This is a genomic window from Roseofilum sp. (assembly GCF_982964205.1).
The window spans coordinates 17,609-30,157 of sequence record NZ_CEZBFX010000056.1 but is presented as its reverse complement, the minus strand read 5'-3'; the positions used below and the strand labels follow the sequence as shown (position 1 = coordinate 30,157).

Annotated in this window: 14 protein-coding genes; 9 read left to right on the top strand and 5 right to left on the bottom strand. The window is 46.6% G+C overall.

Annotated elements, in window-relative coordinates; translation table 11 throughout:
- The first annotated feature begins 205 nt into the window (after window positions 1-205).
- Window positions 206-589, top strand: coding sequence for a response regulator (locus AC3A14_RS14665; protein WP_318732829.1), 384 nt, complete (start codon window positions 206-208; stop codon window positions 587-589).
- 168 nt (window positions 590-757) lie between these two features.
- On the top strand, window positions 758-1,813 hold the full coding sequence (locus AC3A14_RS14660; protein ID WP_318732830.1) for a putative bifunctional diguanylate cyclase/phosphodiesterase: 1,056 nt from the start codon (window positions 758-760) through the stop codon (window positions 1,811-1,813).
- 292 nt (window positions 1,814-2,105) lie between these two features.
- Here the strand turns inward: AC3A14_RS14660 and ruvB are convergent, their stop codons facing one another.
- Window positions 2,106-3,215: a Holliday junction branch migration DNA helicase RuvB gene (ruvB, locus tag AC3A14_RS14655; RefSeq protein WP_318732831.1), complete on the bottom strand. Its 1,110-nt coding sequence runs from the start codon at window positions 3,213-3,215 to the stop codon at window positions 2,106-2,108.
- 114 nt (window positions 3,216-3,329) lie between these two features.
- Here ruvB and AC3A14_RS14650 point away from each other — a divergent pair, with 114 nt between their 5' ends.
- Window positions 3,330-3,866: a hypothetical protein gene (locus tag AC3A14_RS14650; protein ID WP_318732832.1), complete on the top strand. Its 537-nt coding sequence runs from the start codon at window positions 3,330-3,332 to the stop codon at window positions 3,864-3,866.
- A gap of 17 nt (window positions 3,867-3,883) precedes the next feature.
- Here the strand turns inward: AC3A14_RS14650 and AC3A14_RS14645 are convergent, their stop codons facing one another.
- On the bottom strand, window positions 3,884-4,441 hold the full coding sequence (locus AC3A14_RS14645; protein ID WP_487779042.1) for a hypothetical protein: 558 nt from the start codon (window positions 4,439-4,441) through the stop codon (window positions 3,884-3,886).
- Between the two features lie 215 nt (window positions 4,442-4,656).
- Here AC3A14_RS14645 and nuoH point away from each other — a divergent pair, with 215 nt between their 5' ends.
- From nuoH to AC3A14_RS14620, 5 genes are all read left to right on the top strand, one after another.
- A complete protein-coding gene (nuoH, locus tag AC3A14_RS14640) occupies window positions 4,657-5,775 on the top strand; it encodes an NADH-quinone oxidoreductase subunit NuoH (protein WP_318732834.1) in 1,119 nt (372 codons plus the stop codon).
- A 47-nt stretch (window positions 5,776-5,822) separates the two neighbouring features.
- A complete protein-coding gene (ndhI, locus tag AC3A14_RS14635) occupies window positions 5,823-6,416 on the top strand; it encodes an NAD(P)H-quinone oxidoreductase subunit I (RefSeq protein WP_318702121.1) in 594 nt (197 codons plus the stop codon).
- Between the two features lie 5 nt (window positions 6,417-6,421).
- Complete coding sequence (locus AC3A14_RS14630) at window positions 6,422-7,033, top strand: NADH-quinone oxidoreductase subunit J (RefSeq protein WP_318702117.1); 612 nt, start codon at window positions 6,422-6,424, stop codon at window positions 7,031-7,033.
- Between the two features lie 44 nt (window positions 7,034-7,077).
- Window positions 7,078-7,389 carry an NADH-quinone oxidoreductase subunit NuoK gene (nuoK, locus tag AC3A14_RS14625; protein WP_271936106.1) on the top strand — a complete coding sequence of 104 codons (312 nt, stop codon included), beginning with the start codon at window positions 7,078-7,080 and terminating at the stop codon, window positions 7,387-7,389.
- Between the two features lie 332 nt (window positions 7,390-7,721).
- Window positions 7,722-8,471 (top strand): GDSL-type esterase/lipase family protein, encoded by a 750-nt coding sequence (locus AC3A14_RS14620; protein ID WP_318732835.1) that lies wholly within the window; start codon window positions 7,722-7,724, stop codon window positions 8,469-8,471.
- A gap of 16 nt (window positions 8,472-8,487) precedes the next feature.
- Here AC3A14_RS14620 and AC3A14_RS14615 read toward each other — a convergent pair whose 3' ends face one another.
- Genes AC3A14_RS14615 through AC3A14_RS14605 form a run of 3 tightly spaced genes read right to left on the bottom strand, consistent with a single transcriptional unit; the run spans window position 8,488 to window position 11,619 of the window.
- Window positions 8,488-9,222, bottom strand: a complete 735-nt coding sequence (locus AC3A14_RS14615; protein WP_318702115.1) for a DevA family ABC transporter ATP-binding protein — start codon at window positions 9,220-9,222, stop codon at window positions 8,488-8,490.
- Window positions 9,223-9,266: 44 nt separating this feature from the next.
- Complete coding sequence (gene devC, locus AC3A14_RS14610; RefSeq protein WP_318732836.1) at window positions 9,267-10,433, bottom strand: ABC transporter permease DevC; 1,167 nt, start codon at window positions 10,431-10,433, stop codon at window positions 9,267-9,269.
- A gap of 19 nt (window positions 10,434-10,452) precedes the next feature.
- Window positions 10,453-11,619: an HlyD family efflux transporter periplasmic adaptor subunit gene (locus AC3A14_RS14605; RefSeq protein ID WP_318720050.1), complete on the bottom strand. Its 1,167-nt coding sequence runs from the start codon at window positions 11,617-11,619 to the stop codon at window positions 10,453-10,455.
- 172 nt (window positions 11,620-11,791) lie between these two features.
- Here AC3A14_RS14605 and AC3A14_RS14600 point away from each other — a divergent pair, with 172 nt between their 5' ends.
- On the top strand, window positions 11,792-12,403 hold the full coding sequence (locus tag AC3A14_RS14600; RefSeq protein WP_318732837.1) for a TetR/AcrR family transcriptional regulator: 612 nt from the start codon (window positions 11,792-11,794) through the stop codon (window positions 12,401-12,403).
- Window positions 12,404-12,549 lie beyond the last annotated feature (146 nt).

Here is a 12,549-nt window from a genome sequence, read left to right as displayed (position 1 = left end):
AAGACCCGTTCATGTCCGCGAAGCGGAAACAGAGTAAATCTGTGAAGGCAACTGCGATGAAACAGAAACCTAAATCGTGAGGTTTAGGAATCCCCTCGCCTTTAGGCAGGGGTGGATGTCAACACTTACAGTGTAGGGTGAGAATTAGTTATTAAATTTAATTAAATCTATATATCCTAACTCCGATTGGAGCGTCCTTCCTCAAATGGCAAGCAAACACATATTAATGATCGATGATGAAATGGACATTCGAGAAATTGCTCGGATTAGTCTAGAAAAGTTGAGAGGTTGGCAGGTAACGGGTACAGCATCTGGATATGAAGGGGTAGAGTTGGCGCAACAACACCAACCCGATGTAATTCTCTTGGATGTGATGATGCCTGAGATTGACGGTAAAGAAACTCTAAAGCTCTTAAAAGCGAATCCCAAAACTAAGCATATTCCTGTGATTTGGTTGACGGCTCAAGTTCAAATGACTCGTCGTGAAGCCGCTGCATCCGGAGGAGTTGGAGTATTGATCAAGCCTTTTGATCCGCTGGAATTACCGAATCAAATTGAGGCGGCTCTAGATTTCCAAACAGAGGAATGATTCAGATTAGTGAGTTAATCACTGAGTATGATTTAAGTAAAATGGATTGCAATTTGCAGCTTTGCAAGGCTCGAGGGATTGCTGACCCTTTCACAAGAATTTCATATTTCCTCTCTAAAGTAAAGGTGATCATGACTAAACGACTAACTCATTGGGGCGATCGCGATTATGGATAAAGAACATCTTAAATCCACTCCCCCGGATTTCCACCCTGAACTCTCGATGGACGAAGCAATTATGCTCCTGAGTCACGAACTTCGCACTCCCCTAACCTCCATTCGAGGTGTAGTTCGGCTGATGCAAAGTGGCCATGTTACCCCAGAATCAGCAGAAGGCAAGTATATGTTGGCCATGGCCATTAAAAATATTGGTCGCTTGGAGCGCTTGGCTCAAACCATTGAACAGCAACCCACGCTTCCACTAACCTTGTTTAAGAAAGAAGATCTAGAAAAAATTCAATTAGAACTCGATCTCAAGCAAGCGATTGATAAACAAGAGTTAAGCCTTGTTTATCAGCCAATTGTCTCTTTATCTCCTAGAAAAGTAATGGCCTTTGAGGCCTTAATTCGTTGGCATCATGGGGCAAAAGGATTAATTTCACCAGGTACGTTTATTCCAGTGGCTGAACAAACGGGTTTGATTCATGAAATCGGCCAGTGGGTGATTCGTCAATCTTGCAGTCAGCTTAAGAGATGGAAGAATAGACTGCCCTCAGATTATTCATTACTCATGAATTTGAATTTGTCACCCCTCCAGTTGCTTCATCCCCAGTTTTCAGAACAGTTAAAATCCTTAATTCAAGAGTTACAAATTAGTCCCTATGAAATTCGTTTAGAAATAACAGAAACCATGTTAATGGAAAATCTGGAGGTAGCGACCAATACTATTCAAGAATTGAGGGATTTTGGATTTGAGTTTGATATTGATGATTTTGGTACCGGTTATTCTTCTTTAAGTCGCCTCAAAAATTTAGCAGTAAATGGTCTAAAAATAGACCGATTTTTTCTTCAAGAGAAACAGTGGAATTTAATTAAAGCGATCTTACTCATTGCCTCCGATGTGGGTTTAGATGTCATTGCTGAAGGAGTGGAGACGGCAGAAGATTTTGAACAACTCAAAGAATTAGGCTGTCAGTATTTTCAAGGCTATTTCTTTTCTAAACCGGTTGATGAAAACTTAGCGATCGCCTGGATGGAAAATCAACTCTCTTGTTCCATGGACTAGCACCCACGACTCACTGGCTATTCCCTAGGTGGAGATCGTCAGCGATCGCTCGGGAGGAACAAAGGGAGTAGGCTAACAATGCGAACCAGAAACCCCTCCATTGCTCCATGCTGAGTCTAGAAGAACTTTTTTGTCCTGTCGATGACTGAAGTATCATTGAGACGATCATAGAGCAACTCAAAAAGCCTTTCTTCAACTTAGAGTACCTCTTGTCGACGATCGCTTAACCAAAACTAACCTTACCATACAACTGATTTCCGATTCCCGGCTGCCACTCCCAGAGCAAAATGACTTAATACGGTTCATCAGGATGAGCATATCCCAAGTGCTTCCAAGCCGCAGGTAAGGCAATTCTACCGCGAGAAGTGCGCTGTAAAAAACCAATTTGCAGTAGATAAGGTTCATACACTTCCTCAATGGTTTGGGCATCTTCTCCTGTAGCAGCCGCTAGGGTTTCCAAACCTACGGGACCCCCGCTAAAATTCTCAATCATGGCACTTAAAATCAGTCGATCTGTCCAATCTAAACCGCAAGGATCGACATCATAGAGTTCCATGGCTTCAGCCGCTATTTCTTCAGAAATTGTACCCAGTTGTTTGACTTGGGCATAGTCCCGGACTCGGCGTAAAAGCCGGTTGGCGATACGCGGAGTGCCGCGCGATCGCCGGGCGATTTCCGTCGCTCCTTCGGCCGTGATTTCTGTGCTTAAAACTTTAGCCGCCCGTTCTACAATTAAACTTAATTCGTCTAATTCATAAAAGCGCAATCTTTGCAGTAATCCGAAGCGATCGCGCAAGGGGGAAGTTAACGCCCCCACTCGCGTGGTTGCCCCCACCAGAGTAAACGGTTTCAGCGGAATGCTGCGCGTTTTCGCCGTTTTCCCTTTACCGACAGTAACATCTAAGCGAAAATCTTCCATCGCTGGATATAGTAATTCTTCCGCTACCCTGGAAAGACGATGAATTTCATCCAAAAACAGGATATCTCCAGCTTGCAAACTCACCAATAAGCCGACAATATCGCGGGGACGCTCTAAAGCTGGGGCGGCACTAATTTTGCAGGTTACGCCCATCTCGGCTGCTAAAATTAAGGACATCGTAGTTTTGCCCAATCCCGGCGGACCATAGAGTAATAAATGATCTAGCGGTTCCTTTCTCGCTTTCGCCGCTTGAATCGCAATTTCCAATACACTTTTAAGATCTTTTTGTCCCACATAATCAGCTAATCGGTGGGGACGTAACTTTTCTTCCTGTTTGTCCGTTTCCTCCACGTTTGCTTCAGGTTGTAATAGGGATTCATCAATCTCCGGTTCTTGGCGTTGGGCTTGGTAGTTTTTGCGACCTGCACGCATTCGCCGTTTTTTGGGATCGGGAGAGGATGGGTAGGAAGACTCAATGGCCATAATTGGGGAGTAAATGCGAAAAGATAACAGGCAAGTGACAAACGGCAGAGTAAAATAACAATATTTAGAATTTCCGATACCGAAAGGTCAACGATCGCGATTAAACTTGAGATTATGTCTTATCCCTCCTTAACTGTGCCAGAAAATGTCAGCTTTGAACAGGCGATCGCCCTCACTCAAACGTTTCTTGACCTCCTGGAAAAGGAAGAATTAAGCGAAGATGTCATTCAAACCACCGTCAATGAGTTAGTGAAGACGGAAAACGGAGCCAGGGGATTTTTTGTCACCTATCTAACCGACAAACGATCGGTGAGCGATCGCCCCACTTCTGGCGTAATTGAAGGATTACAGACCTCTCCAGAAATTGTCAGTGAATTGCTGGTCAAAAATGTAGCGATGTCTACTGCCATGGCGATTACCCATACGCGCAATCAAAACTTGGAGATGGCAGGCAATTCCCAAAAAGTCAAAGAACGTACTACCCATCTGATCGCTCAACTCCAACTTCCCGAAGTTAAAACCAGAGCCAAACAGCTCTGTGAAAGTGCCCAAACTGGAACAGGAGAATATCAAAGTTTTCTGGAGCGCTGGGGATACGATGCGGAGCAAAAACAAGCAATTCAAGATGCTCTAGGTGACTTGAGTTTGTAATCAGTTAGGTGCGATTTTCAGTCATCTGTAGCATCATCTTCCCGCTCCTGTTGATTGAGCAAGATGTCCAGGATACGGCGATTCTCCGTTTGCAGTCCGCGAGTCTCTTCTTGAAGTCTCCGAATCTCTTCTTGTCGTTGATCCATTCTCTGAAATAACTGTCGCCGCTCCTCTCCTGCTTCTGCTACAGCATTGGCTAAAGCTTGAATCACACGAGCATTACTTTCAATCAGGCGCTCTTGCCTCTCGGCGGCCCTCGCGTTACTTTCAAGAATGCGATCGTGGCTCTGGACTGTTTCAAATAACTGTTGCCGCTCTTCCCTAGCTTCTCCTGAGGCCTGGGTTAAAGTTTCCATCATATGACTATTACTTTCAATCAGGCGCTCTTGCCTCTCGGCGGCCCTCGCGTTACTTTCAAGAATGCGATCGTGGCTCTGGACTGTTTCAAATAACTGTTGCCGCTCTTCCCTAGCTTCTCCTGAGGCCTGGGTTAAAGCTTCCATCACACGACTATTGCTTTCGAGCAGATCGGCTAAACGGTCTAATCTTTCATCGGTCCAGCGCTCTGTACTCATCGAATGTGTCTCCTTTAATTTCCTATTTTTAGCTTAAAGGCAAATCACAGTTGAAGAGGCGGATCGCCCCATCCCATTCCCCCATGGGACTATTTATGGTCAAATAGGAAGCATGTTTATGGGTCTAATTAGCAGATCAGACCCAAAAAAACCTCAATAAACTCTAAAATCCATAAAGGAAGTAATCCTTCCTTTCACTGGAATCGCGAGGAAAGATGAATTTAGGAATTGACTTACAAAGAAGTTTTATCGAATTACTGACTAACTTCGGTCTCCCCCAGGGAGCGGCAAAAGCCCTGTGGGTTCCCCTACCGATGTTAGTGGTTCTGGTGGGTGCAACGGTAGGCGTATTGGTCACCACCTGGTTAGAAAGAAAAGTATCGGCTGCCGTACAACAGCGTATTGGGCCCGAATATATGGGTCCGTTTGGGGTCTTAGTCCCGGTTGCTGATGGTCTGAAACTGCTGTTGAAACAGGATATTATTCCCGATAAAGCCGATCCAATTTTGTTTACCCTCGGGCCGGCTCTGGTCGTGATCCCGGTCTTTTTGTCCTTTCTAATTGTGCCCTTTGGAGAAAACTTAATGATCTCCAATTTGGGAATTGGAATATTTTTGTGGATTGCCCTTTCCAGTGTTGCCCCCATTGGCTTGTTGATGTCAGGGTATGCCTCCAATAACAAGTATTCCCTGTTGGGAGGCCTGCGGGCAGCCGCACAATCGATTAGCTATGAGATTCCCTTAGCCTTTTGTGTACTGGCGATCGTTATGATGTCCAATAGCCTCAGTACCGTTGATATTGTGGAGCAACAATCCGGATATGGAATTCTCGGCTGGAATGTCTGGCGGCAACCGGTAGGATTTATCATTTTTTGGATCGCTGCTTTAGCTGAATGCGAACGCCTGCCCTTCGATTTACCGGAAGCAGAAGAAGAATTAGTGGCTGGATATCAAACCGAATACGCAGGCATGAAATTTGCCCTGTTTTACCTCGGTTCCTATGTAAACTTAGTACTTTCTGGCCTTCTGGTGGCTGTCCTATACTTAGGAGGATGGGAATTTATTATTCCCGTCGATCAAGTGGCCCAGTGGTTGGGGATACCGGAAACGACTGGCTGGTTACAAGTGCTGATGGCCAGTTTAGGGATCGCGATGGTGATCTTCAAAACCTATTTACTGGTCTTCATTGCTGTTCTGTGTCGGTGGACTTTACCCCGCGTGCGGATTGACCAACTGTTAGATTTAGGATGGAAATTCCTCCTGCCAGTTTCTTTGGTTAATCTTCTATTGACAGCAGCCTTAAAGTTAGTCTTTCCCTTTGCCTTTGGCGGATAGTTGAGAGTGACCTGTTTTGTGTCGTTACGAGTGGTTAATCCATCATGTTGAAGTTCTTAAAACAAGTCGGTGATTACGCGAAAGGGACGGTAGAAGCAGCGAAATATATTGGTCAAGGCCTCTCGGTGACATTTGACCATATGCAACGTCGTCCCATTACCGTGCAATATCCCTATGAAAAACTGATTCCTTCGGAACGGTATCGGGGACGGATTCATTTTGAGTTTGATAAGTGTATTTCCTGTGAAGTTTGCGTGCGGGTTTGTCCGATTAATCTTCCAGTGGTCGATTGGGAGATGAATAAAGAATCGAAGAAAAAACAACTCAAGCACTATAGTATCGATTTTGGAGTTTGTATTTTCTGCGCCAATTGCATTGAATATTGTCCGACGAATTGTTTGTCTGCGACGGAAGAGTATGAGTTGGCAGCCTACGATCGCCACGAGTTGAACTATGATAATGTAGCCCTAGGGCGCATTCCGTATAAAGTCACTAATGACCCCATGGTTCAACCGATGCGTGAATTTGCTTATCTGCCCAAGGGAGTCATTGACCCTCATACCGTATCCCATACAGAGCGACGGGCTGGACTGCGACCAGAGGAAATTCTGGAAAAATCGGAAACACCAAACAAGGATTAAAGAACGTGAATTTAGCTGAAGGGGTTCAATTGGTCTCATTTGGGCTGTTGGCGATTATGGCGATCGCCGCAGCTCTTGGCGTAGTCTTACTGAAGAATATTGTCCACTCTGCCTTTTTATTGGCGGGAGTGTTGATCAGTATGGCTGGGCTGTATCTGTTACTAAATGCGGGGTTTGTGGCAGCCGCTCAAACCTTGATCTATGTGGGCGCAATTAATGTCCTCATCCTGTTTGCCATTATGTTAGTGAATAAACAGGAAGACTATCAACCCCTGGTTCGGGGGTGGATTCGCAAGGGTGCAACGGCTGCCGTTTGTGGGGGGTTGTTTGCCCTATTGAGTATGATGGTTCTGCAAACGCCCTGGCAACTCTCCACAGAGGCGATCGCCGGAGATAGTGCAACAGTGCTGATCGGTTTGCATTTCTTTAGTGATTTTCTCCTGCCATTTGAGTTGGCTTCTGTCCTCCTATTAATGGCTTTAGTGGGGGCAATTATTCTCGCCCGTCGGGAAGAAATTCCTGACCAACCTCCCCAGGGTAGAGGGATTTCTGATATTTTACAATTGCCGGAACGACCAAGAGAATTGGTCTCGTCCAGTAAAGAAACGGAATCTTAAAGGGGAACAGAGCTAGTTCATTGATTGGGAGAAGTGGAAACATAATGGTTTTACAACTCGAATATTTTTTGCTCATTGCAGCCGCCCTATTTTGTATCGGTATTTATGGCTTGATTACTAGCCGAAATGCGGTACGAGTGTTAATGTCGATTGAGTTATTGCTCAATGCGGTTAACTTAAATTTGATGGCCTTTTCTAATTTCTTAGATCCCCAAGGCATTCGCGGCCAAGTGTTTACGGTATTTGTGATTACCGTAGCCGCAGCCGAAGCAGCCGTAGGCTTGGCGATCGTCCTATCGATTTACCGTAACCGCAATACCGTGGATATGGAGCAGTTTAACTTACTCAAATGGTAAGGGCAATTATTGGGGTGGGGTCAACCGACCCCAATAGCCCCTTGCGAGAGTTGTAGGCAATAGGTGATAGTCATATACACTTAATTATTAATAATTAATTGAATTGAATCATTGAAGCGATCGCCTTGGGCGACTTTGTTAATTTTCTGTTACGGTGTACAACTATATTGAGGCCCACACACCGGTCAGCCGGTGAGTTACTCATAATGATATAGCAGTGGAAGGATAGTTAAGGCATTTTCTATTGCCTTTTGCCTCAAATAATATCCTACTATCCTAACCAACTCATTCACTGCCATACGGCTGTACACCTTAGTTTGAGTATTCTCTCTATGCACTATTGTCCTACTGCATCAGTTTCCCCGGGTTCAACTCAGAACAATTCTAAGGGTTCTGCTCTCAAAATTATTGCCTTTGGAGATAGTCTGGTGTACGGGTTTGGAGATCTCGAAGGTGGGGGTTGGGTAGAACGCCTGCGCCGCTCGTGGATGGCTCCAGAGACTGCGGGCCATGTGGTTTATAATTTGGGAGTCAGAGGCGATCGCACCCCACAAGTCGTCCAACGGTTAGAATGCGAGTTTTGTCGTCGGGGAGAGTTGCGTAATCGACTTCCCGATCTGTTAATCTTATCCGTAGGATTGAATGATTCCGCTTGTGTGTCTCGTCCCCACGGACGCAACTATACAGATTTTAATAAGTTTCAAGCAGAATTAAGTTACTTATTGGATCAATCCAAAGAACTCTGTCCCGTCCTCTACGTGGGCATGATTCCGGTTGATGAATCCAAAATGCCCTTTTTAGACTGTTTGTACTATAACCACGAACAACAATATCGCTACAAGGAGGCTACGCGCCAAGCTTGCAAACAGCGCCAAATTCCCTATTTAGATTTGTTCGATCTCTGGACGCAACATTCCCTCAATTGGCAACAGGAGCGCCTCGGCCCCGACGGATTGCATCCCAATGTGTTAGGATATCAAACTATTTTCCAACAAATTTGTCAGTGGGAACCCATTCAGAGATTAGATCGAGGGACTATTGAGTCTCAAGAGTCTCGGCAATTACTCCAATGTAGCGCTTAGAGCCTATTGGTCAGAACTATCGATCGCGATCTGTCCCAGGATCTTCGGGGAGGTGGGTGAGATAGCCGTCTTCCATGTAAATAATACGGTTGGCAATGTCGAGAATCCGATTGTCGTGGGTAACGAGTAAAATCGTACACTTCTGCTCGATCGCCAGCTTTTGCATGAGTTCGACTACATCACGACCGGATTTCTTATCAAGGGCAGCCGTTGGTTCGTCGGCTAGGAGAATTTTGGGATTACTGACGAGGGCGCGGGCGATCGCCACTCGCTGTCTTTGGCCGCCCGATAGGTTTTCGGGATAGTAATTAATGCGATCTCCAAGGCCAACGCGATCGAGCATAGCAGCAGCTTTTTTATCTAGTTTGGTTGGCGATATATCCTCGTGCAATTCGAGGGACATACGAACGTTTTGTTTAGCCGTGAGGAAACTCATCAGATTATGAGCTTGGAAAATATAGCCAATTTGCTTACGCAATTCGTTCAACTGTTCTTTCCTAGCGCCTTGAAATTCATTACCCAATATTCTCAGGCTACCATTCTGTGCCGATCGCAATCCCCCCATGAGGGTCAACAAGGTTGTTTTGCCTGAACCAGAGGGGCCAGTCATAATCACAATCTCCCCAGATTGAATCTCCAGGCTAATGTCATGGAGAACTTGCTTTTTAAGCGCACCAGTACCGAAATGGTGATTAAGATGATTAATGGCGATCGCGGATGTCGATTCAGGGACAAACGTTGTTGTATTCATTGAGACAGTTAAAAATTCATATTACTAAGCTGTAGACGGAGATACTAGCCAAAAATATCAGCGGGATCGGCAGAGCGCAGTTTTCGCAGAGCGATGAGGCCCGAACCGGCACACATGACCAGCGTTAACATCAGCACGATAATGGCACGCCCGGTTTTCATCACAACCGGCAAAGCCGTCACATTGGCAGTGAGCTGATAAAGCCCTACAGAAAAGAAGAAACCAGGAATAAATCCGAACACGGCCAGGACAAGGATTTCTTGAACAAGAACACCATCGAGGTAGGAATCGCTGTAACCCATGGCTTTCAACGTGGCGTATTCCGGCAAATGGTCGGAGACATCAGTGTAGAGTATTTGATAAACAATTACCGTCCCGACAATGAAGCCAACCACTGCACCAAGATTAAAAATAAAGCCCGTACCTCCTTCACTCCAATAAACTTTTTCTAGCTCGATAAATTCAGCTTTGGTGACGACTTTAACATCGGGGGGTAAGCCCGCTTGTAATTGTCCCTGAACTCGTTCTAGATCTGCACCCGGCTCAAGGGTGAGCAAGCCGATATTAACGCGATTCGCCTGGCGGTTGGGCAATAAGGTAAGGAAGGTAGAGAAACTGGCGATCGCATTCGCTTCAGCACCAAAAGAAACCCCCATTGCAAATAAGCCCGTGACTTTGATTCGTTGGTCGCTAACTTCTGCGATCGCGGTTCCTTGCTCTTGGAAGCGTTGGGCAATCGGTCCGAATTTACTCGACGAGGTACGATCGAAGAGGACTCGGTTAAGAAGCTTTAAGGATTGCACCCGTTCCGCATCCTGGATGTTGGTAAAGGGCGATCGCTCGGGGTCGATACCCCACAGTAGAATGTCGTGATTGATATGGGTTTCCGGATTGCGCCAGGAGGCCATGCCGATAGAGAGTGGCATGGCCGAGGCTACGCCATCGTATCCGAGAGCTTGATAGAGTCGCTTGCGGGGGAAACTAGGCAGATTGATTAAGGTTTTTGCTCGGGGATCGAGTAACACTAAATCGGCATCCATCTCCTGGTGTGGCTTTGTCGCACTGTCATACAGGGAATCTAACAAGCCCATTTGTATAAACATGAGAACGTCGGCAAAGGCAATCCCGGCAAGGGCGACAAGTAGGCGAGCTTTTTGCTTAACGAGCTGATGCCAAGCAAGGGGGGTTTTGCGGAAGTATTTTAGCAACATGGTTAGGTAGGCGACGCAATTAGTTAAGTTGGATGGCAGTTTCGACTTGGAGATTGGTCAGACCAGAAACCCGTTGGCTGGCCTCTGAATCGAGGGCAATGCGCACTTCAATCACGCGGCTATCTAAATTGCTCCCCGGTTGATCGCTAAATACCGATTGTTTGCGGACGGCACGACCAATGTGGGTAACCATGCCCTGGATTGGGTCTTCCAATGCAGCCGCCACACCTGTGGCCATTTGTCCCAACTGCACTTGGCGAATGTCCGTTTCATCAACTTCAGCAACAATCACCATTTCTTCCGTTTGGCCAAGTTCAACAATGCCTGCCCCGTCTGCACGTTCGCCTGGATATACATGAACTTCAAGTACCTGACCTGCGAAGGGCGCGCGCACTCGTGCTTGTTCTAAGTCTGTCTCAGCTAGAGCTAGGGCTTCGACTGCTGCATCGACTTCAGCTTGAGCCACAGCCACATCTTCAGGACGTACCTCTTGGAGCTGCTCGAGAGTCGCCTGAGCTGTTTTAATTTGCGCCTGTAGGGTTTGGCGATCGCGAACCTGGGCAGCCTCAGCTTCCAAAACCATTGCTTGTGCCGAGTTGAGAGTCAAGGCTTTAGTGTCTCGTGCCGAGGCGGAAACAGCCCCATCTATATATAACTGTTCAAACCGTTCAAATTCTGTCCGAGCATTGTCAAGTTGAGCCTGCAACCGCTCGAGGGTGGCGGCTTGGGTGGTCATCTCTCCTGTCAGCTTGGCCTGGAGTTGGACGACAACAGCCTTTTGAGCAGCGATTTCACTTTTCTGGTTTCCTGCTTGTACCCGCGCGAGCTGCTGTTGGGCTAACTTGACCTGCTTGCGAGCGCGAGCCACCTGGTGTTGGAGACGGGTGTGGGAATCGAGTACAGCAACGATCTGACCCGCAGCGACTGTATCCCCAGCTCGGACGTGCAGCTCCGCGACCCGATCGTGTTCCAAGGCTAACGGGGCTGATAGGGCGATCGCAGTCGAAGCGGGTTCCAGACGACCCAAAACAACCAGTCGCGAGGGTTTGACTGGAGCTTGTATCACTTCAGGTTCCGAATCGGTGACGGGCCATTCAAACTTGCAACCAGCAATGCTGCCGAGCATGGCGACGAGCAGGCCGAGGGTCAGGTAGCGTAGGGGTCTTGACAGAGGAGAGGCACGCATTTTTATAGAGTGAATGTTCATTCTTACAATAACAACCGGAAAGTGAGGCTGTCAAGATAAAAAGAAAGAATGTTCATTCGCTTTATAAAGTAAGATAATAGAGCCACAATAAGGGTACTGTGCGCTCAAGCGAATCGATCTATCCAACCTACGAAAAGCTTCCTAGTGAACCATGCCAAGAACCCGAGATGAAAAAAAATTTAAAGAAAAGTGCGATCGCATCCTGGAAGTTGCCGCCCAATGCTTTTTAGAGTCAGGCTTTCACGGAACAGGCATGGCCAAAATCTGCAAGGCAGTTGGCATGAGTCCTGGAGCGCTATACCGATACTTTCCGTCAAAAGAGTCCATTATTGAAGCGATTGTGGAAGAAGAGCAAGCCATAACCGCAACCTTGCTGGGAGAGTTAGCCCGCGCAGAGGACAAAGCCATTGCTTTAGCAGACTTGATCGCCGGAATTGGCACGATCAATACCCATCGCCATGACTGTCAGCTTTGGTTAGAAATTCTAGCAGAGGCCGGACGCAACCAAGAGATCGCCAACCTCCTTCAAGCAATACAAGCGGAGGCGTTGAGAGCAATTGAGACAGCCATCTGCCAAGGACAAGTTAGAGGGCAAATTGATACGACGTTAGTCCCTGAGATTACCGCTCAATTACTGATAGCGATGATAGATGGTACAATGGGACAATTGGTGATCGAACCCTGCAACGATCCGGATTTATTTGCTAAATGTACGAAACAAACAGTCCTGAAAATTTTGACTTTTAATAGTGTAGCACTATAGTCAGGGAAGGGAAAGTTAATAGATTTTCTGTTCCCGGTTCCCTAAAACCACAATTTAGCTATGCTAACCCACTCCTTCTTTGCTATTAATTAAGAGTGGGACAATCATGATCGGTTTACAACTAGAACGACTGTAGGAGTAAACGC